Origin of the sequence: Streptomyces sp. GQFP, from assembly GCF_021545335.1 — a bacterium.
Taxonomy (GTDB): domain Bacteria; phylum Actinomycetota; class Actinomycetes; order Streptomycetales; family Streptomycetaceae; genus Streptomyces.
In genome coordinates this window covers 3,479,469-3,501,504 of record NZ_CP089312.1, presented here as the reverse complement: position 1 = coordinate 3,501,504, position 22,036 = coordinate 3,479,469, and the positions used below count along the sequence as shown (strand labels likewise).

Annotated in this window: 24 protein-coding genes and 1 pseudogene; 15 read left to right on the top strand and 10 right to left on the bottom strand. The window is 69.4% G+C overall.

Features of this window, described 5'->3' with window-relative positions:
- Nucleotides 1-3: 3 nt before the first annotated feature.
- The gene (locus LUX31_RS15355; RefSeq protein WP_235475356.1) at nt 4-411 is read right to left on the bottom strand and encodes a hypothetical protein; all 408 of its coding nucleotides are present in this window, start codon (nt 409-411) and stop codon (nt 4-6) included.
- Between the two features lie 174 nt (nt 412-585).
- Here LUX31_RS15355 and LUX31_RS15350 point away from each other — a divergent pair, with 174 nt between their 5' ends.
- On the top strand, nt 586-1,212 hold the full coding sequence (locus tag LUX31_RS15350) for a Uma2 family endonuclease (RefSeq protein WP_235475355.1): 627 nt from the start codon (nt 586-588) through the stop codon (nt 1,210-1,212).
- Here LUX31_RS15350 and LUX31_RS15345 read toward each other — a convergent pair.
- On the bottom strand, nt 1,207-1,614 hold the full coding sequence (locus LUX31_RS15345; protein WP_235475354.1) for a VOC family protein: 408 nt from the start codon (nt 1,612-1,614) through the stop codon (nt 1,207-1,209). The genes LUX31_RS15350 and LUX31_RS15345 overlap by 6 nt on opposite strands.
- 86 nt (nt 1,615-1,700) lie before the next feature.
- Here LUX31_RS15345 and LUX31_RS15340 point away from each other — a divergent pair, with 86 nt between their 5' ends.
- Nucleotides 1,701-2,093 carry a hypothetical protein gene (locus LUX31_RS15340; RefSeq protein ID WP_235475353.1) on the top strand — a complete coding sequence of 131 codons (393 nt, stop codon included), beginning with the start codon at nt 1,701-1,703 and terminating at the stop codon, nt 2,091-2,093.
- A gap of 5 nt (nt 2,094-2,098) precedes the next feature.
- The gene (locus LUX31_RS15335) at nt 2,099-4,489 is read left to right on the top strand and encodes a DUF4132 domain-containing protein (protein ID WP_235475352.1); all 2,391 of its coding nucleotides are present in this window, start codon (nt 2,099-2,101) and stop codon (nt 4,487-4,489) included.
- 450 nt (nt 4,490-4,939) lie between these two features.
- Here the strand turns inward: LUX31_RS15335 and LUX31_RS15325 are convergent, their stop codons facing one another.
- Nucleotides 4,940-5,422, bottom strand: coding sequence for a hypothetical protein (locus tag LUX31_RS15325; protein ID WP_235475351.1), 483 nt, complete (start codon nt 5,420-5,422; stop codon nt 4,940-4,942).
- 270 nt (nt 5,423-5,692) lie between these two features.
- On the opposite strand from LUX31_RS15325, the gene LUX31_RS15320 reads away from it, so the two are divergent.
- Entirely contained in the window at nt 5,693-6,346 is a 654-nt protein-coding gene (locus LUX31_RS15320) for a Uma2 family endonuclease (RefSeq protein WP_235479928.1), read from the top strand.
- Between the two features lie 75 nt (nt 6,347-6,421).
- Here LUX31_RS15320 and LUX31_RS15315 read toward each other — a convergent pair whose 3' ends face one another.
- The 5 genes from LUX31_RS15315 to LUX31_RS15295 all read right to left on the bottom strand — a co-directional run bounded on the left by LUX31_RS15315 (nt 6,422) and on the right by LUX31_RS15295 (nt 10,610).
- The gene (locus tag LUX31_RS15315) at nt 6,422-7,201 is read right to left on the bottom strand and encodes a succinate dehydrogenase iron-sulfur subunit (RefSeq protein WP_235475350.1); all 780 of its coding nucleotides are present in this window, start codon (nt 7,199-7,201) and stop codon (nt 6,422-6,424) included.
- On the bottom strand, nt 7,201-8,955 hold the full coding sequence (gene sdhA, locus LUX31_RS15310) for a succinate dehydrogenase flavoprotein subunit (RefSeq protein ID WP_235475349.1): 1,755 nt from the start codon (nt 8,953-8,955) through the stop codon (nt 7,201-7,203). Before sdhA ends, LUX31_RS15315 begins: the two co-directional genes overlap by 1 nt.
- 56 nt (nt 8,956-9,011) lie before the next feature.
- Nucleotides 9,012-9,503, bottom strand: coding sequence for a succinate dehydrogenase hydrophobic membrane anchor subunit (locus LUX31_RS15305; protein ID WP_235475348.1), 492 nt, complete (start codon nt 9,501-9,503; stop codon nt 9,012-9,014).
- A gap of 5 nt (nt 9,504-9,508) precedes the next feature.
- Complete coding sequence (gene sdhC / locus LUX31_RS15300) at nt 9,509-9,889, bottom strand: succinate dehydrogenase, cytochrome b556 subunit (protein ID WP_105973587.1); 381 nt, start codon at nt 9,887-9,889, stop codon at nt 9,509-9,511.
- A gap of 199 nt (nt 9,890-10,088) precedes the next feature.
- On the bottom strand, nt 10,089-10,610 hold the full coding sequence (locus LUX31_RS15295; RefSeq protein ID WP_235475347.1) for a 2-oxo-4-hydroxy-4-carboxy-5-ureidoimidazoline decarboxylase: 522 nt from the start codon (nt 10,608-10,610) through the stop codon (nt 10,089-10,091).
- A 266-nt stretch (nt 10,611-10,876) separates the two neighbouring features.
- Here LUX31_RS15295 and LUX31_RS15290 point away from each other — a divergent pair, with 266 nt between their 5' ends.
- The 8 genes from LUX31_RS15290 to LUX31_RS15255 all read left to right on the top strand — a co-directional run bounded on the left by LUX31_RS15290 (nt 10,877) and on the right by LUX31_RS15255 (nt 18,003).
- Nucleotides 10,877-12,595, top strand: coding sequence for a beta-N-acetylhexosaminidase (locus LUX31_RS15290; RefSeq protein ID WP_235475346.1), 1,719 nt, complete (start codon nt 10,877-10,879; stop codon nt 12,593-12,595).
- 138 nt (nt 12,596-12,733) lie between these two features.
- Complete coding sequence (locus LUX31_RS15285) at nt 12,734-13,453, top strand: DUF4328 domain-containing protein (protein WP_235475345.1); 720 nt, start codon at nt 12,734-12,736, stop codon at nt 13,451-13,453.
- Between the two features lie 145 nt (nt 13,454-13,598).
- A complete protein-coding gene (locus LUX31_RS15280) occupies nt 13,599-14,135 on the top strand; it encodes a hypothetical protein (RefSeq protein ID WP_235475344.1) in 537 nt (178 codons plus the stop codon).
- A 76-nt stretch (nt 14,136-14,211) separates the two neighbouring features.
- Nucleotides 14,212-14,796, top strand: a complete 585-nt coding sequence (locus tag LUX31_RS15275) for a hypothetical protein (RefSeq protein ID WP_235475343.1) — start codon at nt 14,212-14,214, stop codon at nt 14,794-14,796.
- Nucleotides 14,797-14,917: 121 nt separating this feature from the next.
- The gene (locus LUX31_RS15270) at nt 14,918-15,328 is read left to right on the top strand and encodes a DUF6278 family protein (RefSeq protein WP_235475342.1); all 411 of its coding nucleotides are present in this window, start codon (nt 14,918-14,920) and stop codon (nt 15,326-15,328) included.
- A gap of 114 nt (nt 15,329-15,442) precedes the next feature.
- The gene (locus LUX31_RS15265; RefSeq protein ID WP_235475341.1) at nt 15,443-16,024 is read left to right on the top strand and encodes an RNA polymerase sigma factor; all 582 of its coding nucleotides are present in this window, start codon (nt 15,443-15,445) and stop codon (nt 16,022-16,024) included.
- Nucleotides 16,021-16,206, top strand: a complete 186-nt coding sequence (locus LUX31_RS15260; protein WP_235475340.1) for a hypothetical protein — start codon at nt 16,021-16,023, stop codon at nt 16,204-16,206. The genes LUX31_RS15265 and LUX31_RS15260 overlap by 4 nt, the downstream gene beginning before the upstream one ends.
- Before the next feature lie 291 nt (nt 16,207-16,497).
- Nucleotides 16,498-18,003 carry an AAA family ATPase gene (locus LUX31_RS15255; RefSeq protein WP_235475339.1) on the top strand — a complete coding sequence of 502 codons (1,506 nt, stop codon included), beginning with the start codon at nt 16,498-16,500 and terminating at the stop codon, nt 18,001-18,003.
- Here the strand turns inward: LUX31_RS15255 and LUX31_RS15250 are convergent.
- Nucleotides 17,971-18,426, bottom strand: a complete 456-nt coding sequence (locus tag LUX31_RS15250) for an ATP-binding domain-containing protein (protein WP_235480200.1) — start codon at nt 18,424-18,426, stop codon at nt 17,971-17,973. The genes LUX31_RS15255 and LUX31_RS15250 overlap by 33 nt on opposite strands.
- On the opposite strand from LUX31_RS15250, the pseudogene LUX31_RS15245 reads away from it, so the two are divergent.
- The 3 genes and pseudogenes from LUX31_RS15245 to LUX31_RS15235 form a co-directional block, all read left to right on the top strand.
- Nucleotides 18,389-18,676 (top strand): annotated as a pseudogene (locus LUX31_RS15245) (IS110 family transposase); the annotation flags it as partial. The gene LUX31_RS15250 and the pseudogene LUX31_RS15245 sit on opposite strands and share 38 nt — an antisense overlap.
- Before the next feature lie 428 nt (nt 18,677-19,104).
- Nucleotides 19,105-19,767, top strand: a complete 663-nt coding sequence (locus tag LUX31_RS15240; RefSeq protein ID WP_235475338.1) for an RNA polymerase sigma factor — start codon at nt 19,105-19,107, stop codon at nt 19,765-19,767.
- Nucleotides 19,767-20,876 carry a hypothetical protein gene (locus tag LUX31_RS15235; RefSeq protein ID WP_235475337.1) on the top strand — a complete coding sequence of 370 codons (1,110 nt, stop codon included), beginning with the start codon at nt 19,767-19,769 and terminating at the stop codon, nt 20,874-20,876. Before LUX31_RS15240 ends, LUX31_RS15235 begins: the two co-directional genes overlap by 1 nt.
- A 298-nt stretch (nt 20,877-21,174) precedes the next feature.
- Here the strand turns inward: LUX31_RS15235 and LUX31_RS15230 are convergent, their stop codons facing one another.
- Complete coding sequence (locus LUX31_RS15230; protein WP_235475336.1) at nt 21,175-21,999, bottom strand: L,D-transpeptidase family protein; 825 nt, start codon at nt 21,997-21,999, stop codon at nt 21,175-21,177.
- Nucleotides 22,000-22,036: the final 37 nt, after the last annotated feature.

Sequence of the window (22,036 nt, the reverse complement as noted above, 5' to 3'; positions counted from 1 at the left end):
TGCTCACGCCCCGGCGGTGGGAGCGACCCACCCCTGCGGCGCGACGGGCGGCACCTGCTCCCGCTCCATGACACCCCGCCGCCGGATCTTGCTGAGCACGAACACGTTGGCGAGGTGCATGACACCGAGGACGAGCAGCACGACCCCGAGCTTGGTGGAGAGGGCCTCGAAGACCTCCCGGGTGCTGCCGATGTCCCCGTCACCGCTCAGATAGAGGGCGACGAACCCGAGGTTGACGAGATAGAACCCGACCACGAGCAGATGGTTGACGGCATCGGCGAGCTTCTCGTTCCCCCGCAGCACATCGGCGAGAAAGATCCGCCCGTTGCTACTGAGAGTCCGCGCGACCCAGACGGTCAGCGCGACGCTGACCAGCAGATAGATGACGTATGCGACGACTGTGAGGTCCATGTCTCTTCGTCCTTGTCCCCGTGTGCCTTGCACCATCTGAACGACTTGAACGCGTTCAAAAGCGCTTACGGGGAAGACTGTAGACCTGTTTTTGAACACGTTCAAGTCGTAACTGGGGTTGAGCTGGTCGCGTTGAGTCGAGGACGGGACTCGGTCTTGGAGGGGGAGGCAGCCGTGAGCGCCGCGCACGAAGAGCGAGAGGAGTGGTTCGACGCCGAACCGCCGTACCGCTGGCCGATCCCGCCCCCGGGAGGCTGGACCGCCGACGACCTCGACCGCATCCCCGGTCTCCCGTCGCACACGGAACTGCTCGACGGGAGCCTCGTCTTCGTCAGCCCGCAGACACGGTTCCATTCCCGCGCGCTGCGTCTGCTGGAGCGTGCTCTTTGGGGGCAGGCCCCGGACAACCTTGATGTCCTGTCCCGGATGACCGTCAAGCTGGACACCAGGAACCGTCCCGAACCGGATGTCATGGTCTTCCCGGAGACGGCGAACACCGGCCCGGACCAGACCTGGTACGAGGCGACGGACATCCTCCTGGCCGTCGAGGTCGTTGCCGCCGACACCTTGGAACGCGACCGCGAGGTCAAGCCCCGCAAGTACGCGGCAGCCGGGGTGCCGCACTTCTGGCGGGTCGAGCAGGACGGCGACCAGGGGCTCCCGGTCGTCTACGTCTACGAACTCGACCCGGCCACCAAGGCCTACGCACTCACCGGCATCTTCCACGACCGCCTGAAGGTGACCGTGCCCTTCGAGATCGACGTCGACCTGACGGCGATCAATCGCCGACCGGGGTCATGACCGCCCGAGCTCCGGCCGCTTCCGGTAGTCCGTGAAGCCGATGACGTTGCCCCAGGGGTCGGCGATCTCGACGGTCCACCCGGTGGCGACGGAGAGCGGCGCGTCGAGCGGGGTGATGCCGGCCGAGGCCATGGCACGGGCCGCCGCCTTCGCGTCCGGCACCTCCAGCCAGATCCGGGGCGAGGCCCACGGGGGCGGCCGGTGGCCGAGCGCCTCCTCGACGCGCAGCAACAGGCCCGGGGTCTCGGGGCCGACCCTCAGTACGGCGATCCCGGCCTCGTCGAGCCGGGCGGTGATGCCGAACCCGGCACGCTCGTAGAAGGCGACCGCCTCGGCGAGGTCACCGACGGGCAGCAGCACGTTGTCGAAACCGAGCAGTTCGTACGACTCGTCATCTGACATGGCGTCAGGGTAAGGGGATGGTCGGTCGAAATCGGGCATCTCCGACGCGCCGGTGATTGTCAGTGGTGCCTCGTACTGTCGTCGGCATGGGAATGGTGACGTTCGTCGACGAGACGACAAGCGGGGCCCGGGCCGAGGGCTGGGGGCTGGAGATCGCCGAGGAACGGCTCGCGCTGCGTGAGCTGATCCGGCGGCGGGTGTTCCAGGAGGCCGCGGAGTACAACGCGCGTACGCCGGAGGTGTTCCAGGGCCTGGTGCAGCCGGAACACGCGGAGCGCGTGCTCAACGGCTACGCGCTGCGCACACCTCGCCGGATAGACCCCGAGGCCCAGACCGAGCTGGCACTCCGCGCGTTCGCGGGCAACGGCTTCCTGGTGCTGGTGGGGGAGCGCCAGGTGACCGACCTCGACGAGGAGATCGAGCTGACGCTCGGCACGGAGGTCACGTTTCTGAAGCTGGTTCCGCTGGTGGGTGGGTGACGGTCATGCGCCTTTACGGATTGGCAGGAGAAGTGCGCCGCCGGATCGCCGAGGGCGACATGGAGCTGACGGCGAAGGCCGCCCTGAGCGCCATCAGCGCCCGCGACGGCTACTGGGAGGAGGCATGGGACGCGGTCCTCGACGTGCTGACCAGGCTGGGTCCGGTGGAGCGGCGCCGTCTCGTCGACGTGCTGGTCGAGGGCTTCCATGAGCGCGGACAGGACCCCGACCACCGGACGGACAAGCTGACCCTGGTCAGTGCCCTCTCCGGGGACTTCGCCGACGATCCGCTCGCCGCCGAGCGCTTCGAGGAACTGGCCTACTTGGGCAGGGTGAACCACTACTACTGGTACGGAGCCCGGCTCGACCTCCTCGCCAAAGCCGAGATCACCAGGGGCAGGGTGCTCGCGCCCGCCGTCGTCGCGTTCTTCCGCCGCTCCGGCCTCACCGGCTACGAGCCCCACCCCGCACCCGAGGGCACCGACCGGCCCGTACTCAACGTGGGCGAGGAATGGGCGGAGCGTGCCATGGCGGACGCCACCGGCCCCGGCTGGGAAGCCCTGCTCGCCCACCTCACCACCGCCACCGCCTCCCGACCCACGGCCACGTGGGACAAGAGGGCCCGCACCCTCGCCGACACGCTCGGAGCAGACCAGGTACGCGTGACGGCACTCCGCTGGCTCACGCTGGTCGGCCGTCCCCGCACGTTCCCGCTGGAGTGCGGCCCGCACGACCCGGATATCAACAGCGCCCTCGACCCTTACAACGCGAACGCGCTCCGAGGCCTGGCCTGGCTGCTCTCGCTCCTGCCCCCACACCCGGACACGGCCCGCGCGCTCGGCACCCTCGTCGAGACCTCCCTCAGAAGGGTCGCGGGCATCGGCCCGCGCAACCCGAAGGTCGCCAACGCGGGAGTGGTCGCCCTCTCCCGTATCGACGGCGACGAGGCCCTCGCCCAACTCGCACGCCTGTCCACCCGCATGACGCACAAGAACACGGCGAAGCTCCTCGACACGGCCCTGCGGACCCGGGCCACCGCACTGGGCCTGAGCCGCGAGGAGATCGAGGAACTGGCGGTCCCGGCCTACGGCCTGACGGAGGTGGGCCGCTCGACCCACCACCTGGGCGAAGCAACGGCAGAGCTGACGACGGAAGGCACAAGAACCCACCTGACCTGGAAAAACGCGGCAGGCAAGCCGACGAAGACCGTACCGGCGTCGGTCCGGAGGGACCACGCGGACGACCTCAAGGAGCTGAAGGCGGCGGCCAAGGACATCGACAAGATGCTGACGGCCCAGCGCGAGCGCCTGGACCGCCAGTTCCTGGCCCGCCGCACGTGGTCGTACGAGACCTGGCGAGAGCGCTACCTCGATCACCCCCTGGTGGGCACCCTGGCCCGCCGACTCCTCTGGACGGTGGACGGCACCCCGACCGGCTTCGCCGAGGGCGAGCTGCGCACCCTCACGGACACCCCGGTGACGACGGGCACGGAGGTGACCCTCTGGCACCCGGTGGACAGGGAACCGGCCGAGATCATGGCCTGGCGGGACTGGCTGGAGCGCCACGAGATCACCCAGCCCTTCAAACAGGCCCACAGAGAGCTGTACCTCCTCACGGACGCGGAACGCACGACATCGACCTACTCCAACCGCTTCGCGGCCCACGTCGTACGCCAGCACCAGTTCAACTCCCTCGCGGCGATCAGGGGCTGGCGCCACAAACTCCGCCTGTGCTTCGACGACGATGCTCCACCGGCGATCCGCGAACTCCCCGAGTGGGGCCTGCGAGCCGAGTACTGGATCGCGGGCGACGGCGAGGAGTACGACGTGGACACCACGGAGTCGGGCACCTACCTCCGCCTGCGCACCGACCAGGTCCGCTTCTACCCGCTCGGCGCCCCCGCGGACCCCCTCCCCCTCACCTCGATCCCACCCCTGGTCCTCTCCGAAGTCCTGCGCGACATCGACCTGTTCGTGGGCGTGTCCAGCATCGGCAACGACCCGACCTGGCAGGACGGCGGCCCCGACGGCCGCTTCCGCGAGTACTGGACGTCGTACGGCTTCGGCGACCTGTCCCAGAGCGCCCAGACCAGACGAACTCTCCTGGAACGCCTGATACCCCGCCTGGCGATAGCCGACCGCTGCACCCTGGAGGGCCGCTTCCTGCACGTACGGGGCGAACGCCACACGTACAGAATCCACTTGGGCTCGGGCAACATCCTGATGTCTCCGGGCGACCGGTACCTGTGCATTGTCCCGAAGAGCAACCCCGAGCCTCACCAACACGGTTACCTCCCCTTCGAGGGGGACCGGATGCTGGCGGTGATTCTGAGCAAGGCGATGATGCTGGCGGACGATGCGAGGATCACGGATCAGTCGATCCTGAGCCAGTTGTAGGCGGGGCCCAGGCTCTCGGCAGACGCCGGCCGACACCGAAGGGCCCCGCTTCCTCGGAAGGAAAACGGGGCCCTCGGCTTCCGGCCGTCCCCCTACTGCGGAAACTCCGCCCGAACCCCCACCTCACTCGCAGCCCCCACCGTCACACCACTGGCCCCCGCCGCCCGAAGCAGCACGTTCCCGCTCCTGCGCCCGCTTCCCGCTCGCAACGAACTCTTCGGGTACGGCGTCGCAGTCGCCTACTTGGAGGCCTCTGGCGAGCGTCTGGAAACGAAGTTCGAGCTGTGGCGCGACCTGATCAACGACATTCGCGCTCTGGGTCTGGACTCGTACGGCGTCGCCGAGCGGCTGCGGTCGTGGCGAACGCTTTGACCGTCCTGGGCCCGGAAAGTCCACCTCACTACGACGGTGCCGGGTGCGGGGGAGCGGCTCGGTCTCCGCGCTTGAGGCTTACTCGTTCCCCTGGGGCAAAGGTGAGAGGCCGAGGTCTTCTTCCGGTTCGTGGGTGAGGCGGGTGAGTATGGCCAGCGGAGCGGGATACGCGTAGATCCCGGCGCTGTGACGCCACTGGGTCAGCAGGAGTGCGATGGGGGCGAGGTTGTCCAGGGCCACCGCGCCGCGTGCCGTGTCCACCAGCTCCGCGAGGAGCGTGTCAACGTCCTCGGCAGGCAGGAACGTGCTCCACGGCAGGGCTTCGGGAAGGGCTTGGCGCAGAGCCTCGATGTTCTCGGTGCGGACCAGTCCGGCGAGCGGACGTGAAGTGAAGTCCACGACTGAGGCATCCCGCTCCATCTGGTCGACCCGCATCAGTGCGAGGTCCCCCGCGTCGCGCCGTCGCAGCAGCAGTGCGCGGACGGCGTCTGGCCTCCGCGTGGTCGCAGCCGGGTGGTGGAGCAGTTCGCTGAAGGGCACGTCCTCGTAGGCCTCAGTCATGACATCCACAGCAGCTCGGATGTTCTTCGGGTGACAGTGAAACCGGAGGAAACGGGCTCTCTGGGGGCTGGGTTCCCGTGGCGATCGCTTTCAGGTCCTCGGCGTCGAAGACCAAGAGGACGGCTTCGCTGCCGGTCCCAGCCCGACGAGCTCCTGGCGGTCTCCATCCGCCTCGGCTGGATCGAGCACAGGGCGGCGGGCGATACAGCCCGGCGCTACGGTGGAAGGCGCGACACGCTCTGTAACCAGTGGAGGACCGTGGTGACCATCATGACCGAGCGTCCGACAGCCATAGACGACGTAGAGGCCCCTGCGACCGGGTCCTTCGAGGACATGCTCCGGATTGTCGAGGAGATGGACACACCTGCCGGCTACAAGGCCGAACTCATCCGGGGGAAGATCGTCGTGTCGCCGTGGTCGAAGCTGCGCTACAAGAGGGTGATGAAGGCTCTGCGGCTGCAACTGGAGCCTCACGCCCCGGAGGGGCACGACGTCGACGTAGCGCCCTTTCTCTTCAGGTTCCCTGGATCCGAGCGCGGCTTCGGGCCCGACCTCCACGTCGCCGACGAAGCCGCCTTTGACGACGAAGGCCGCCACGCCGATGGAACCGCTCTCTCCCTTGCCGCCGAGCTGACCTCCGACTCCACCAAAGATGTCGACTGGCTCGACAGGCTGGACACCTACGGGCGGATCGTGCCCGTGTATCTCCTGCTCGACATGAAGATGCAGGAAATCAACGTCTTCTGGGATCCCTCTCCGAAGGGGTACCGGTCGCGGACCAGTGTGCCCTTCGGGCGGCCGGTACGTATCCCCGCCCCGTTCGACTTCGAACTCGACACATCGGCGTTCATCGTCGCGGCCGATGCGGAAGCCCAGGGAACAGCCGACGGGAACGACGCGGGTAGGAGCACACCAGACGCCTGACATACGCACAGGGCCCCGCCCCGGCGCGTAACCGGGAAACGGGGCCCTGACCGCAGTAGCGGAACCGGACTGGACTCAGAAGCGGCGCGTGATCAGCGCCCTCTTCACTTCCTGGATCGCCTTCGTGACCTCGATGCCGCGCGGGCACGCGTCCGTGCAGTTGAACGTCGTCCGGCAGCGCCAGACACCGTCCCGGTCGTTCAAGATCTCCAGCCGCTGCTCACCCGCCTCGTCACGCGAGTCGAAGATGAAGCGGTGCGCGTTGACGATCGCCGCCGGGCCGAAGTACTGGCCGTCGTTCCAGAACACCGGGCACGACGACGTGCACGCCGCGCACAGGATGCACTTGGTCGTGTCGTCGAACCGCTCGCGGTCCTCCGCCGTCTGGAAGCGCTCGCGCGTCGGCTCGTTGGTGTCCTTCGTGATCAGGAAGGGCATCACGTCGCGGTACGCCTGGAAGAACGGCTCCATGTCGACGACGAGGTCCTTCAGGACCGTCAGGCCCTTTATGGGCTCGACCGTGATCGGCTTGCCGGGGTTGATGTCCTTGATCAGGGTCTTGCAGGCAAGACGGTTCTTGCCGTTGATCCGCATGGCGTCCGAGCCGCAGATGCCGTGCGCGCAGGAGCGACGGAACGTCAGCGAACCGTCCTGGTCCCACTTGATCTTGTGGAGGGCGTCGAGGACGCGTTCCTTCGGGTCGATCTCCAGCTGGAAGTCTTCCCAGACCGCCTCGGCCGCCAGCTCCGGGTTGAAGCGGCGGATGCGGAAGGTTGCCGTGATGTACGGGGAGTCGGCGAAGCCGGGCTCGGGCTCGCCGGCCGCGTCCGCCTTGTCCAGAACAGGGGTTGCCATCAGTACTTACGCTCCATCGGCTGGTAGCGGGTCTGGACGACCGGCTTGTAGTCGAGACGGATGGACTCGGTGCCGTTGTCGCCGACTTCGCGGTACGCCATGGTGTGGCGCATGAAGTTGACGTCGTCGCGGTTCGGGTAGTCCTCGCGGTAGTGACCGCCGCGCGACTCCTTGCGGGCCAGGGCCGACACCGCCATGACCTCGGCCAGGTCGAGCAGGTTGCCCAGCTCGATGGCCTCCAGCAGGTCCGTGTTGAACCGCTTGCCCTTGTCCTGGATCGACACGTTCCGGTAGCGCTCGCGGAGTTCCGCGATCTTCTCCACCGCCGTCTTGATCGTCTGCTCGGTACGGAACACCATGACGTTCGCGTCCATGGTCTCCTGCAGTTCCAGGCGCAGCGCGGCGACCCGCTCCGTGCCCGTGGAGTCGCGCAGGTGCTCCACCTGGGAGATCACCAACTCCGCCGGGTTCTCGGGGAGTTCGACGAAGTCGGCCTTCTGGCTGTACTCCGCCGCCGCGATCCCGGCCCGCTTCCCGAACACGTTGATGTCCAGGAGACTGTTCGTGCCCAGGCGGTTGGCGCCGTGCACCGACACACAGGCGACCTCGCCGGCCGCGTACAGGCCCGGGACGACCGTCGTGTTGTCGGACAGCACCTCACCCTCGACGTTCGTCGGGATGCCGCCCATCGCGTAGTGCGCGGTGGGCTGGATCGGGATCGGGTCCGTGTACGGCTCGATACCGAGGTACGTCCGCGCGAACTCCGTGATGTCCGGGAGCTTGGCGTCCAGCTGCTCCGGCGGGAGGTGGGTCAGGTCGAGGTAGACGTGGTCGCCCTCGGGACCGCAGCCACGGCCCTCACGGATCTCCGTGTAGATGGACCGCGAGACGACGTCACGCGAGGCCAGGTCCTTCATCACCGGCGCGTACTTCTCCATGAAGCGCTCGCCGTCCTTGTTGCGGAGGATGCCGCCCTCACCACGGGCGCCCTCCGTCAGCAGGATGCCCATGCGCCAGATGCCGGTCGGGTGGAACTGGAAGAACTCCATGTCCTCCAGCGGCAGCCCGCGCCGGTACACGGCCGCCTGGCCGTCGCCCGTCAGCGTGTGCGCGTTCGACGTCACCTTGAAGAACTTGCCGCAGCCGCCGGACGCGTAGATCACGGCCTTCGCCTGGAAGACGTGGATCTCGCCGGTCGCCAGCTCGTACGCGATGACGCCGGCCGACCGCTTCACGCCGTCGACCTCGACGATCAGCTGGTCGAGGACGTAGAACTCGTTGAAGAACTCCACGCCCTCCTTCACACAGTTCTGGTACAGCGTCTGGAGGATCATGTGACCGGTACGGTCGGCCGCGTAGCAGGAACGGCGGACGGGCGCTTCACCGTGGTTACGGGAGTGGCCACCAAATCGCCGCTGGTCGATCGTCCCGTCGGGCGTCCGGTTGAACGGCAGGCCCATCTTCTCCAGGTCGAGGACCGAGTCGATGGCCTCCTTCGCCAGGATCTCGGCGGCGTCCTGGTCGACCAGGTAGTCACCGCCCTTGATCGTGTCGAAGGTGTGCCACTCCCAGTTGTCCTCCTCCACGTTGGCGAGCGCGGCGGCCATACCGCCCTGCGCGGCGCCCGTGTGGGAGCGGGTCGGGTAGAGCTTCGTCAGTACGGCGGTACGGCTGCGCTTCGTCGACTCGATCGCGGCGCGCATACCGGCGCCGCCCGCGCCGACGATGACGGTGTCGTATTTGTGGATCTTCATCAGGAATTCCTCAGTCCCTCAGTCCCTCAGTCCTCAGCACCGTGGCCATCAGACTTCTAGCGGATGTTCGGGTCGAAGGTGAAGATCACCAGCGTGCCCAGCAGGATCGTGAACACCGTGGCGGTGTAGAGCAGGCCCTTGAGCCACAGCCGGGTGTTCGCGCGCTCCGCGTAGTCGTTGATGACGGTGCGCAGGCCGTTGGCGCCGTGCAGCATCGCCAGCCACAGCATCAGCAGGTCCCAGACCTGCCAGAACGGGGAGGCCCAGCGGCCGGCCACGAAGGCGAAGCCGATCTTGGAGACACCGCCGTCCAGCACCAGCTGGATCAGGAGGTGGCCCAGGACCAGCACGACCAGGACGATGCCGGACAGCCGCATGAACAGCCAGCCGTACATCTCGAAGTTGCCCCGGGTGGACTTGGGGGTCTTCTTCGTACGCTTGCGCGGGGCCTCGATCAGGGGCGCCGGGTTGTCGACGCCGTAGCCGGAGAACGCGCCCGCGCCCTCGACGGGGCCGATGCCCGAGGCGGTGGATTCAGTCGTCGCCATGTGCGTCAGCTCCCGAACAGTTCACGAGCGGCGTGGCCGAGGACGGGGTAGATCGCCCCGATCATCAGCACGACCCACAGGCCGACGACGGTCCATAGCATCTGCTTCTGGTAGCGCGGGCCCTTCGACCAGAAGTCGACGGCGATGACGCGGAGACCGTTGAGCGCGTGGAAGAGGATTGCGGCGACGAGGCCGTACTCCAGCACGGCGACGATCGGCGTCTTGTACGTGGCCACGACCTTGTCGTAGGCCTCGGGGGAGACACGGACGAGAGCGGTGTCCAGGACGTGTACGAACAGGAAGAAGAAGATGAGGACGCCGGTGACTCGATGAGCCACCCAGGACCACATTCCTTCCCGGCCGCGGTACAGCGTTCCAGCCGGCACGGAAAACCCTCCGGGAGCGGGGATTGGGGCCGCGCCGGCTCGGTGTGTCGGACGGGCCCGGCCGGGTACGGTCCACCGGCCCCGGCCATCGTAGCGACGACTTGTCGGAACGCTTACAGCGGGCCTACTGATGTGATCAAACAGGCTTCTTACGGGCTACTGGGGGAGGGGGTGCGGTGTGTGTGCCGGGTGCGGGCCGTCAGTGGCTGGTCGCGCAGTTCCCCGCGCCCCTGAGCACGCCTACCAACCGTTCCCTTGCCAGGCGGCGGAGTTCCTCTGCCGCCACCACCCGTTCCTCCTCCGGATCGTTTGTCAAACGTGACCGGATGCCGGTCAGGACCTGGTTGAGGGCCCCGTCCGGGGAGGGGCTGTCGACGCAGATGACGAACACGTGTCCGAAACGGCTCTCGTACGCCGCATGCGCCGCCCCCAATGCCGTATGCGCCGCCGCGTACACCCCGTCCGGGAGGTCGGGCAGGGACTCTGCCGCCAGGGCCTCCGACAGGTCGGCCGGGGTCAGGTCGTACGCCGCCTCGTCCGCTGCCGCCAGCAGGGAGTCCAGGTCCGGGTAGGGGCGGTGGTCGGTGAGGCGGCGGGCCCAGCGGAGGCTGCGCAGGCAGGTCAGGAGTGCGCGCTCGATGTCCGCGGCGGGCTCGGTGTTGAACCGCTCCAGGCTTGTCGGCGTAGGAGAGGGGGACTCGGCGCGCGTCTGGGCCGGCATGGCGAGCCGGCCGGTGAGGTGGGGAAGACGGTGCGCGGGCAGCGTGAGTCCTCGGAGTTCTGAGTTGCCGTGTGAGAAGTACCGCTCACACTATCGAGAGTGGTCAGGAGCTGTCCCTCGGGTGTCTGAATTTCACCCGAACGGGAGAGTTTCGGAACGTACCGTGGACGATCCCGGTGGGGTGACGTCGTAGGTTCAGAGGTGGAGGGGACTGAGGAGGTGCGTGGCATGCGGGTGATACGTGAGGCTCGGACAGGTGGGAACCGATGACCGGGCGGAGGCGACGGGTCCCCGATCGGAACCCTGACCGGAAGACGCACGGACAGGGGTCCCGGTTGCTTCTCGGGGCCGGTGTTCTCGTCGCTGTCGGTGCTGTCGGAGTGACCGTCGCCCTCTGGCCGGTCGGCGACACCGGCCCGGACACCGGCAGCGACACCGCGTCGACCGGTGCGGCCCGCTCCTCGGACGTACCCGGAGCCACCGCCTCCGCCCCCGACGCGGCCCGCGCCCCTTCCGCCGCCGCACCCTCCTCGACCGCCTCCTCCCGCGTCTACCCCCTCTCCAAGACGCCCCGCACCATCCCCGCCGTACGCGAGCACATACCCGCCCGGGGTCCCGGCTGGCGCCCCGCCTCGACCGCCCGGGTGGTCGTCACCGCCGGTGCCCTCGCCGACGAGGGGAAGCTGCTCGCCGGTGAGCTGAAGATGGCGTACGGCGGGACTGCCGGCGCCCGTGCCGGAGACGTCCAGCTGAAACTGGACCCGGGGCAGGCCAACAAGGGCGCCGAGTCCTACACCCTCACCGTCACGAACGGCCGCGTCACCGTCGCTGCCCCCGCCGAGGCCGGCGTCTTCTACGGCACCCGCACCCTCAAGCAGGAGGTCAGCGGCGGGAGCACCGCCCCCGAGGGAGTCGTACGCGACCGGCCCGCCAAGGCGCAGCGCGGGCTGATGCTGGACATCGCGCGCAAGCACTTCACGGCGGACTGGATCAAGGACCGCGTCCGGGAACTGGGCGACCTCAAGTTCAACGAGCTGGGCCTGCACTTCTCCGACGACCAGGGCTTCCGGATCGCCTCCGACAGCCACCCCGAGGTCGTCTCCGCGCAGCACCTCACCAAGGCCGAGGTCCGCGACATCCTCGCCCTCGCCGCGAGCCGGCACATCACCGTCGTACCCGAGATCGACTCCCCGGGACACCTCGGCGCGGTCCTCGCCGCCCACCCCGACCTCCAGCTGACCAACGCGCAGGGCACGGCGGCCGACGGCGCGATCGACATCTCCAAGCCCGAGTCCGCGAAGATCGTCGACGATCTCCTCAACGAGTACGCCGACCTCTTCCCCGGCGCCTCCTGGCACCTCGGCGGCGACGAGTACCGGGCCCTGACGGTCTCCAGCCCGGCCGCCTCCTACCCGCAGCTCGCCGCCGCGGCCACCGAGAAGTACGGGTCCGGCGCCAGCGTCTCCGACCTCGCGACCGGCTGGCTCAACGACCGCGCCGCCACCGTCCGCGCCCACGACCGCACCAGCCTGCGCGCCTGGAACGACGGCTTCTACCAGTCGAGTTCGGTCCAGCCGGACAAGGACATCCAGGTCGCCTACTGGACCGGCAAGGAGATCGGCGCCCGGCAGCCGGCCGGGTATCTGAGCGCGGGCCGCGAGGTCGTCAACTACAACGACGAGTACCTCTACTACGTGCTCGGGCAGCCGAACACCTTCGTCTATCCCACCGGCGAGCGCATCTACAAGCAGTGGACCCCGCGCGTGCTGCGCGGCAGTACGGCCGTCTCCTCGACGTACGACGACCAGATACTCGGCGGGGTCTTCGCCGTCTGGTGCGACCTCGCCGGCTCGCAGACGCAGGCCCAGGTGGCCGATGGCATACGCATGCCGCTCCGGGCGACCGTCCAGAAGCTGTGGGACCCCCGGGCTCAGCCGTCCCTGTCCTGGAACCAGTTCAGGACGCTGGCGGACCGGCTGGACTGAATCCGGGTGGACGGACGGGCCGGGCGGACCGTAAGTTCCGCGTAAGCGACGCCAGTCGAACACTGGTCGCACGGATATTCGTATGCCGGGCGTGCCCCTGGGGAGGGGGCGCGCCCGGCTTCTTGTCGGGGGATCCACATGTTCAACGATCACAGCCAGTTCTCCGCGCCGACCGGGCCTGTCGTCCAGCCGCACGGCCCTGCCTGGCTCCGCTCACCGGTCGGACTCGGCAAGGCCGTCGCCGTGCTGCTCGGCGTGGTCGTCGCCGTCGACCTCTTCGCCGTCTACGCCGACCTCACCATGTACGACGTGATGGGCTCCCTCGCGAACGACGGCGACGACTACGACGCCTACCTGCGCGACGCCGACCACGCGGACTCGCTCTACGTCGCCGCCGGATACCTGCGGTCGGCGTCCTTCGTCGCCACGACCGTCGTCTACCTCGTCTGGTTCCTGCGCGTACGCGTCAACGCCGAGGTGTTCAACCCGTTCGGGCACAGCAAGAAGCGCGTCTGGGCCGGCTGGGGCTGGTTCGTGCCGTTCGTGAGCCTGTGGTTCCCGCGCCGGATCATGCTGGACATCTGGGACGCGAGCAGTCCTGCGGGCACCCGCGCCCCGCACGGGCTCGTCAACACCTGGTGGACGCTGTGGCTCGTCGCGCTCTTCACCAGCCGGGACCAGTTCACCGGGTACGACCGTGCCGAGTCGGCCGGCGAGATCCAGGACGCAGCCGCCATGATGCTGCTCTCGGACCTCACCGACATCGCCGCCGCAGTCCTCGCGATCCTCGTCGTGCTCCGGCTCACCCGGATGCAGCACGAGAAGGCGCTGCGCGGTCCCGCCCCCGTGAGCGCCTGACACGCCCGGCGCGTCGGATCACTGGCCAACTCCCTTGCGGCTGTGGTGTATTCGGCGCGGGTAGAGCGAAGAGCGGTGGAGCGAACAGAACCGCGGAACCGCAGAGCCGAAGAGCGAGCAGGACCGAAAGGCCGGGGGGAAGGCATTGGGTTACTGGGGCTACTTGATCGTGGGCAGGAGCGAGCGGCCGCTCGCCGAGACCGACGCCCTGCGCGCGGTGCGCGACGGGCTGACTCCGCGCGAACGGCGGGACGACGGCTGGCAGGTGTGGGAGTACCCGAGCGGCGACGGTGACGTCGGCAGCATGAACACGCTCGCCCTGGAGACCGGCGCGCCCGCGCTCTTCGGGTACGTCATGGACAGCCGCTGCGTGGTGCTGGAGGCAGCGGCGCCCGAGAGCGGCGCCTGGACCACCTGTCTGGCCCGCGAGGCCATGGCCGAGTACCTGGGCGCCGGACAGGACGAGGGCGACGAGGACGGTGAGGAGGACGGCGGGCTCGCGCTCGACGACTACTTCCTGGAACCCGCCGACGCGGCCGGACGCGCGGTCGACTGGGCCGCCGAGGCCGGCCACACGGTGAACGCCGGGCCGCTCATCGACGTACTGACCTCAGACCCCGACCCCTTGGCCGAAAACCTGTTCTTCCGGTTCCTTGACCGACTCGGTGTTCTGCCACTGTGACGCGCCGGGTACGTTGCACGCAGTAAGGGAAAGCGCGGGCTCAGTAAGGGCCGGCGCCCTGGCGAGGGAGGCGTGCATGAGTCTGGTGGACCTGATCGCTCGGGCCGACGAGCGCGGCCTGACAGCCAGCGGACTGGCTTGTTTGGATCGGTGCGTCGCCCTTCTGGGCGGCGACGACGAGATCCTGCGCCCCCTGTGGGCCAGCCTCGCCGACGGCACCGACGCCGGCGAGTGGACGGCCCGGCTGGAACAGGCCCGGCTCAAGCTCGACCTCGACGAGCCGGACGTCCTGACCGTCTCCGGCGCCTCCGCCGAGGGCGAGGCCACCCTCCTCGCCCGGCGGATGCTCGCCGCCGCGCCCGCCACCCGGTCCGCCGCCGGGGTGCGCGAGTGGGCCGACGCCTGCTCCGTCGCCGCGCTCCGCATCCACCGACTCCTGGATGCCTCGGCCTCCGGTGCCTCCTCGATCGACCCCCACCGGGAAGGCCGTACGGAGGGCATGTCGCCCCTCGTCGCGGCCGAACTGCGGCGCCAGACCAGGGTCCTGGAACTGCTCGCCGAGCACGGCTCCGGCGGACTGCGGCAGGCGATGGCCGTGTCGACGGAGGGGCGACGCGTCCTGCGCGCGGTGGTGTCACGACGTGCCCGCGGCCGGGCCTGAACCCCGGAAACGGGTAACTCCTGTGACTGTCCCGTGGTCGTCCTGGGGTGGTCCCGCACCGATCCCGGGCAGTCGCCGAAAACGAGTGACACCTGCCGTCACCTGCACGCTTTCCTGAAATGTGACAGCACACCGAGCAGCAGAACACGCAGCCCGAACAACCCGCCCGCACGCCGCCGCGAAACCCGTGCGCTGGGCCGCCGACACCGTCGCGACGATGCGCGAGGGTGCCCGGCTGCGCCTCGACTACTCGACCCAGAGCCTGTGGCGCGTCGACCGGATGATCGAGGAACTCCGCCGCGAACAGCCGCCGTACGCCGCCGTGGAGTCGGTGCTGCGCGGCTTCGGGGCGTACGCGGGCGAGGTCATCGTCCGGCGGGCCGGGGGCGCGGCCGAGTGGCTGGAGGCGGGCGGCGGGCACTGGGTCCGTACGGCCGACGGGCGGCTGTGGGACCCGGTCGAAGAGGCCCGCCGCTGTTTCGCCGGACACGGTTCGCTGCGGCTGCTGTGCCGGGACGCGACGACGGTCTGAGCCGACGTGAGCTGTGACACTTCCGCGCCGGGCGACGCAGTTGCCCATGAGGACAGGCGGTCGAACACACGCCCGTACTCCCACTCGGTACGCCGGTACGGACGAGGACAGCGCTTGGGCCAGGGACGACGGGGAACCCGCCGAGTACAGGCGTACGACGAGGAGCTGGGCGCGGCCGTCGCGCGGGCCCAGGACGGCGACGAGGCGGCCTTCGCGGTCGCGTACCGGATCGTGCAGCCCGGACTCCTCGGCTATCTGCGGGGGCTCGTCGGCGACGAGGCCGAGGACGTGGCGTCCGACGCCTGGCTGGAGATCTCCCGCGACCTGGGCCGGTTCAAGGGCGACGGCGCCGGTTTCCGCGGCTGGACGGCGACCATCGCCCGCAACCGCGCCCTCGACCTGCTGCGCCGAAGACGGGTACGGCCGCAGGGGACGGCGCTCGAAGAGGACGTACTGGAGCTGCCCGGCCCGTACAACACCCCGGACCAGGTCCTGGAGACCCTCTCCACGGAGTACGCCCTCGGGCTGATCGCCGGACTCCCCCGCGACCAGGCCGAGGCGGTCCTGCTCCGCGTGGTCGTCGGCCTCGACGCCTCCGCAGCCGCCCGCGTCCTCGGCAAACGCCCAGGCGCGGTACGTACGGCCGCACACCGGGGCCTGAAGCGCCTCGCCCGGCAACTGGGGGAACCGACATGAACGGCGACGACACGGCAGGCACCCGCCGGGCACGCGAGCGGGAACTGGCGGGGCTGCTCGCCGCCGCCCTGCGCGCGGGTGCCGGCGAAGGGGAACGGGCGGCGATCGCGGCGTTTCTCCTGGCCAGGGACTCCGGTGCGCACAAGACGGCACCCACCCGACGCCAGGACGACTGGCGGTGAACGGGGGTCTCGTACCCCCCGAGGGGCCCACTGACGGCCCGCCGATGGCAACGGCCGGAGCCGCCACTCCTGGCCGGACAGAAGCATGAAGGGCATCTGACCAGGCATTTTGTTGTCCTGGTACAGGTTCTCGCTTCCCATCTGGATCGGCCCTCATCCATGTGTTTCTGGCTGTTCCTGACCGCTACTGGTCGCGCGCTGGTCACCTGTCTGGGGTGCATTCCAGTACGACGGATAGTGTCGAAGTAGACTTAGACGCATTCCGTCGAAGTAGAGGTGTGGGAGGGCGAAGTGAAGGAGGGGCTGCCGGCCAAGCCGGACGATGTGGTCGACCGGGACAGGGAGTGGGATCTGCTCGCGCGGTTTCTCACCGATCCGGACCCGGCAATGCGGCTCGGCATCGTGTCGGGACGGCGGAGGCACGGAAAGTCGTACCTCCTCCAGGCCCTCTCCGAGCAGGTTGGCGGCCTGTACGTCACCGCGGTCCGGGAGGAGGGGCGGCTGCCCGCGATCCAGCGGTTCAGTGACGCGGTCGCCACGCATGCCGGTCTGAGGCCGGGGAGCCTGCGCCTGACAGACTGGCGCGACGTCTTGTCCAACGCCCTGGATGTGACCGCCCGTTCGTCGCACCCGCTGCTGGTGATCGACGAGTTGCCGTACCTGCTCCAGCACTCGCCCGAGATCCCGGGACTGCTTCAGCAGCTCTACGACGAGCGCCAGCGCGGTGCCCAGCCGGGTGCCGGGCCGGGGCCGCGGCTGATCCTGTGCGGCTCCGCGATGAGCGTCATGCATGAACTGCTCTCGGGGACCAAACCACTGCGGGGACGTGCCGTGGTCGATCTTCGGCTCGGGCCCTTCGACTACCGGGACAGCCGGGCCTTCTGGCAGATCACCGACCCGCTGACCGCGCTCAAGGTGCACGCGGTCCTGGGCGGGGCCCCTGGCTACCGGCCGGTCGCCGCCCGCCCACATCCTGACGACGGCTTCGACGCCTGGCTCGCCCGGACGCTGCTCGACCCGGGCCGGGCTGTGTACTCGCGGACCGAGACCGAGTACCTGCTGCGTGAGGATCCGAGGATCACGCAACACACGCTGTACTACGACATCCTCACCGCGATCGCGAACGGCGCCACCACCCCCAGCAAGATCGGTGCCGCCCTGGAGCGCCCGCGCAACGCCGTCGCTCACCCCCTCGGGATCCTGGAATCCACCGGCTACATCCGGCGGGAACAGGACATCCTGCGCTCCAGGCACCCTGTCATCACGCTCGCCGACCCCGTCATCCGTTTCAACCAGCTCGTCACCCTCCCGCAGGCCGCCGCCGTGGAACAGGGTTTCGCCGAGCAGGTCTGGCAGCAGGCCGCCCCGACCTTCAACTCCAAGATCCTCGGCCCGCACTTCGAGGACCTGGCCCGCGACTTCACCCGCCGCTACGCCCACCCCCTGCTCCCCGGTGGACTGCCCGGCCCGGTCGGCACCACCGAGGTCGCCGACCAGGCCGCCCGGACGAAGCACGAGGTCGACGTCATCGCCCTGGCCGCAGGCGAGCGCCCACAGGCTCCCCGCGCGAGGATCGCACTGCTGGGCGAGGCCAAGGCGACGGCCGCCCGCCGAGGGACCGGTGACCTGGAGCGCCTGGAACGTATCCGTGGTCTGCTCGCGGATCAGGGGTACGACACTGAGGCCACCACGTTGGCCCTGTATTCCCTGCACGGCTTCTATCCCGACCTGGTCGAACTGGCCGACCGTCGTGACGACCTCCTCCTAGTCGATCTGCCCACCCTCTACAACAGCTGACACCAAGAGTGCGAGCAGCGTCGGTGCGGATGCCAGCGGCGCGGAGAAGCCCGACCACGCCCCCAGATAAGAAGGCGCGCCCTCAAGCAAGAAGGCGCGCCCGACGCCAGAGGCGAACCAGGCGCGTGCGGTGGCCTCCGCCTCTTCGGGCAGATCGTCGAGGAAGACCACAGCCAGGCCGTGTTGGGCTCGTGAGCAGCTGACGTAGAAGAGGTTGCGCGAGCGCTGGGAGCGGTCTGCGGAGTCGGTGCCCGCGAGCATTTTGCTGATGCTGTACATGTTCCAGAGACGATCGTCGATGACGACGACTACGTTTTCGAACTCGTCACCCTTAACACCGTGTTGGGTCGAGAATGGCTTCCTGGAGGCCCACATCGCCGCACTGCTGGAGGCCCACCCTCTCGCGAAGGTCCTGACCTCCATGCCCGGGGTCGCGGTCAGGACCGGTGCCCGCATCCTGGCCGAGGTCGGCGACGCCGGCGCGTTCCCCACCGCCGCCCACCTGGCCTCCTACGCGGGACTGACCCCCACCACCCGTCGATTGGGTACCTCCATCCGCGGCGAAGGACCGCCCCGCGGCGGCAACAAGGTGCTCAAACGCGCCCTGTTCCTGGCCTCGTTCGCCTCGCTGAGCAGCCCCGAATCGCGGGCCTACTACGACAAGAAGCGCGCGGTCGATGTGAGGTACTGCCCGCAGGACGCCACCAAGGCCGAGTACGGCAAGCACCGGGGTGAAGGGGCCCATAGGCGGATGTCCAGGACGCCTCAGGGTGTCGTGCTGGATAAAATCGCATGAGGCGTCTGGCCCGCTGGTCACGGAACCTGCGCAAAGGCCCAGGTCATGGCCCTAAAACCCGGGCAACGGCCGGAGCCGCCACCCCCCACAGGAGAGGCCCCGGCCGTCGCGCGGCACGGGCCGCGCGGCGGCCCGTATCTCCTACAGCGCCGCGCGTGCGTTTTCTGTCACACCCTCACCTCGTCACGGGTTGGTTGCACGTTGTACGGACATGGACGAGCAGCGGTTTCACGCCGTAACGTGCCTTTCGCTACAGGCTGCGGACGACAGGAAACTGCATCCACTGAGGTCTTGAGGTGTGCTCGGTGCAGGGGGACGACGCGGAGTTGACCACCGCGGTGCTTGCGGCACAGGCCGGGGACGAGACCGCGTTCCGGACTGTGTACCGCTCGGTGCACCCACGGTTGCTCGGGTACGTACGGACGCTGGTCGGCGATCCGGACGCCGAGGACGTGACGTCCGAGGCCTGGCTGCAGATCGCCCGTGACCTGGACCGCTTCAGCGGGGACGCGGACCGGTTCCGGGGCTGGGCCGCGCGAATAGCCCGCAACCGCGCCCTCGACCACATACGGATGCGCGGGCGCCGCCCGGTGATAGGCGGCGACGAGACCGAGCTGTCCGGCCGGGCCGCCGAGTCCGACACGGCCGGCGAGGCCATGGAGTCCCTGGCCACCGACCGCACGCTCTCCCTCATCGCCCAGCTGCCGCAGGACCAGGCCGAGGCCGTCGTCCTGCGGGTGGTCGTCGGCCTCGACGCCAAGACCGCCGCCGAGACCCTCGGTAAACGCCCCGGAGCCGTACGTACGGCGGCGCACCGCGGGTTGAAACGGCTCGCGGAGTTGCTCGGGGCGGACCCGGAGGCGACCGCCGCGCTCGACGCGCTGCCGCCTCAGCGGGAACCGCACGGACGTGCGGTGACGTCGGCCGGTGTGACGCATATGCGTTCGCGGACGCAGAAGGACATGTGATGGCCGACGACGACCGGTACAGGTGGCTGGACCGCGCCACGGCGGAACGTTTGCTGAGCGGGGAGTCACTGGAGGCTTCACTGGCGTCCGCCGGCCCCGAGGCCCGCGACCAGGCAGAGCGGCTCGCCAAGACCCTGGGCGCCCTCTCTGTGGACGCCCCGCCGAACGATGCCGAACTCCCCGGCGAGGCCGCCGCCCTGGCCGCCTTCCGCAAGGCCCGCCCGACCCCGGACACGGCCGCCGTGTCCGACCTGGGTCCGCAGGCCGGGCGGGACATGGGGCTCGTACGCGTGGGCGGCTTCGGGCGTTCCGGCTCCCGCGCCCGTCCGGCCCGCTGGGGCCGCCCCCTGCGCCTCGGGCTCAGCGCCGCGCTGGCCGTCGGCATGTTCGGCTCGGTCGCGGTGGCCGCCGGGGCCGGAGTCCTGCCGAACCCGTTCCGCGACGACGAGCCAGGTCGTCCCGCCGCCACCGTGTCGGCCGCCGAGCGCGACCCGATGCTGGCCTCGCCGTCGCCGGACGCCTCCCGGGGCAAGAGCGCCCCGTCCCTCAGGCCCGACAGCACAAGCGGGGGCTCCGTCGACAACGGCTCCGCCGGGCACGATGAGGCCCAGGAGGACACGACCGACTCGGAACAGGGGTCGCGCTCCGACAAGAGCCTGCCCGGCGACTGGCGCAGCGGCCTCGCCTCGTCCTGCCGCGACATGCGCAGCGGCAAGAAGCTGGAGGCGGAGCGCAGACGGGCCCTGGAGAAGGCGGCCAAGGGCTCCACGACGGTGTCGCAGTACTGCGAGGACACCCTGAAGGACGACTCGGCCGCCAGTTCGAACTCCGACACCGGTACGGACCCGGGACCGGGCGAGGGCGACCAGAGCGGCGCCGGTGACACCGGCGGCAAGGGCAACGCCGTGACCGGCGACGACAAGGGCAGCGGCGGCGGTGGAGGGCGCGGCAACGGGAGCGGCACGGGTCGTGGCGACCGTGCCGCGACGAAGCCGACGCCCGAACCGACGTCCTTCGCCACCGTCAAGGCGGACGACCCCCAGAACGAGCCGGCGCCGGAGGCCTCCGACCCGTCGTACGGCATCCTGCCGCTGCCGACGGCCACCTGACCCCCCCCCGGACGAACTCCGTACGGTCTCCGTACGCCCCAGGGGCCCCACCCTGCCACCGCGCCGCGATTGACCGCCGTGCACCCCACTGACCTGTGAAGACACGCGCCGGTGAAGTTCTCACGTGCCGGGTGTGACATTTTCCGCGGCGCCGACGCAGTAGTCAGTGAGCCGACTGGTCATCGGTTCCTCGCACAGAGCCGAGGGTTCCCCCCGTACCTACGGCTCGTGCACCTGGCGCGGGCGGGACACGTTCCCCCGGTCCCGTCCGCGCCCCCCAATCACCCTCTCCGCCGCCTCACCAGTAGACGACGACCTTGTCGCCGACACTCACCTGGGCGAAGATCGAGGCGATCGCCAGCTCGTCCCGGACGTTCACACAGCCGTGCGAGGCGCCGCCGTAGCCACGGGCCGCGAAGTCGGCGGAGTAGTGGACCGCCTGGCCGCCGCTGAAGAACATCGCGTAGGGCATGGGGGAGTCGTAGAGCGTCGACACGTGGTGCCGTGACTTCCAGTAGACGCTGAAGACGCCTTCCCGGGTCGGTGTGAACTGGCTGCCGAACCGCACGGCCACCGTCGAGACGGTCCGGCCGTCGACCATCCAGCGCAGTGTCCGGCTGGTCTTGCTGATGCACAGCACCCGGCCCGTGAGACAGCGCCGGTCGGGATAGGCGGCCGGCTGCCCGCCCATCAGGAACAGCTCCCACTGGCCGGGTTCACGCGTCATCCGCAGCAGCCGCTGCCAGGTGACGGTGTCGGTCTTCCCGGTGCCTGGCAGCCCGCGCTTGCCCTGGAAGCCTCTGACGGCGGTCTCGGTCAGGTCGTCGTACGACCCGGTCGGCCCGTCGTAGAGCCAGGCGATCTGACGCAGCCGGGCCTGGAGCTCGCGCACGTCACGCCCGCTGTCGCCGCGCGACCAGAGGACGGCGGGAGGGGGCGTGACGGGGGCCGCCTTCTTGGGAGTCGGCGCCGGTGTGGCCGTGGCGGCGGGTTTGTCGTCGGTGGGCGGGTGCGAGACCCGGATGTGCACGGGTGACCTGGCGTCGCCGTCCGTGCCGGTGGTCTGCACGGTGCAGCCGCCCAGGGCGAGAGCCGTGAGAACAGCAAGAATCGCCTTTCGCATGCCTGTAGTACGCAAGCCGGACCCCCGAAGCTCATGA

Coding starts and splice junctions, on each gene's coding strand:
- LUX31_RS15355 (WP_235475356.1), bottom strand. CDS start 411: ATGGACCTCACAGTCGTCGCATACGTCATCTATCTGCTGGTCAGCGTC.
- LUX31_RS15345 (WP_235475354.1), bottom strand. CDS start 1,614: ATGTCAGATGACGAGTCGTACGAACTGCTCGGTTTCGACAACGTGCTG.
- LUX31_RS15340 (WP_235475353.1), top strand. CDS start 1,701: ATGGGAATGGTGACGTTCGTCGACGAGACGACAAGCGGGGCCCGGGCC.
- LUX31_RS15335 (WP_235475352.1), top strand. CDS start 2,099: ATGCGCCTTTACGGATTGGCAGGAGAAGTGCGCCGCCGGATCGCCGAG.
- LUX31_RS15325 (WP_235475351.1), bottom strand. CDS start 5,422: ATGACTGAGGCCTACGAGGACGTGCCCTTCAGCGAACTGCTCCACCAC.
- LUX31_RS15320 (WP_235479928.1), top strand. CDS start 5,693: ATGACCGAGCGTCCGACAGCCATAGACGACGTAGAGGCCCCTGCGACC.
- LUX31_RS15315 (WP_235475350.1), bottom strand. CDS start 7,201: ATGGCAACCCCTGTTCTGGACAAGGCGGACGCGGCCGGCGAGCCCGAG.
- sdhA (WP_235475349.1), bottom strand. CDS start 8,955: ATGAAGATCCACAAATACGACACCGTCATCGTCGGCGCGGGCGGCGCC.
- LUX31_RS15305 (WP_235475348.1), bottom strand. CDS start 9,503: ATGGCGACGACTGAATCCACCGCCTCGGGCATCGGCCCCGTCGAGGGC.
- LUX31_RS15295 (WP_235475347.1), bottom strand. CDS start 10,610: ATGCCGGCCCAGACGCGCGCCGAGTCCCCCTCTCCTACGCCGACAAGC.
- LUX31_RS15290 (WP_235475346.1), top strand. CDS start 10,877: ATGACCGGGCGGAGGCGACGGGTCCCCGATCGGAACCCTGACCGGAAG.
- LUX31_RS15285 (WP_235475345.1), top strand. CDS start 12,734: ATGTTCAACGATCACAGCCAGTTCTCCGCGCCGACCGGGCCTGTCGTC.
- LUX31_RS15275 (WP_235475343.1), top strand. CDS start 14,212: ATGAGTCTGGTGGACCTGATCGCTCGGGCCGACGAGCGCGGCCTGACA.
- LUX31_RS15260 (WP_235475340.1), top strand. CDS start 16,021: ATGAACGGCGACGACACGGCAGGCACCCGCCGGGCACGCGAGCGGGAA.
- LUX31_RS15250 (WP_235480200.1), bottom strand. CDS start 18,426: ATGGAGGTCAGGACCTTCGCGAGAGGGTGGGCCTCCAGCAGTGCGGCG.
- LUX31_RS15235 (WP_235475337.1), top strand. CDS start 19,767: ATGGCCGACGACGACCGGTACAGGTGGCTGGACCGCGCCACGGCGGAA.
- LUX31_RS15230 (WP_235475336.1), bottom strand. CDS start 21,999: ATGCGAAAGGCGATTCTTGCTGTTCTCACGGCTCTCGCCCTGGGCGGC.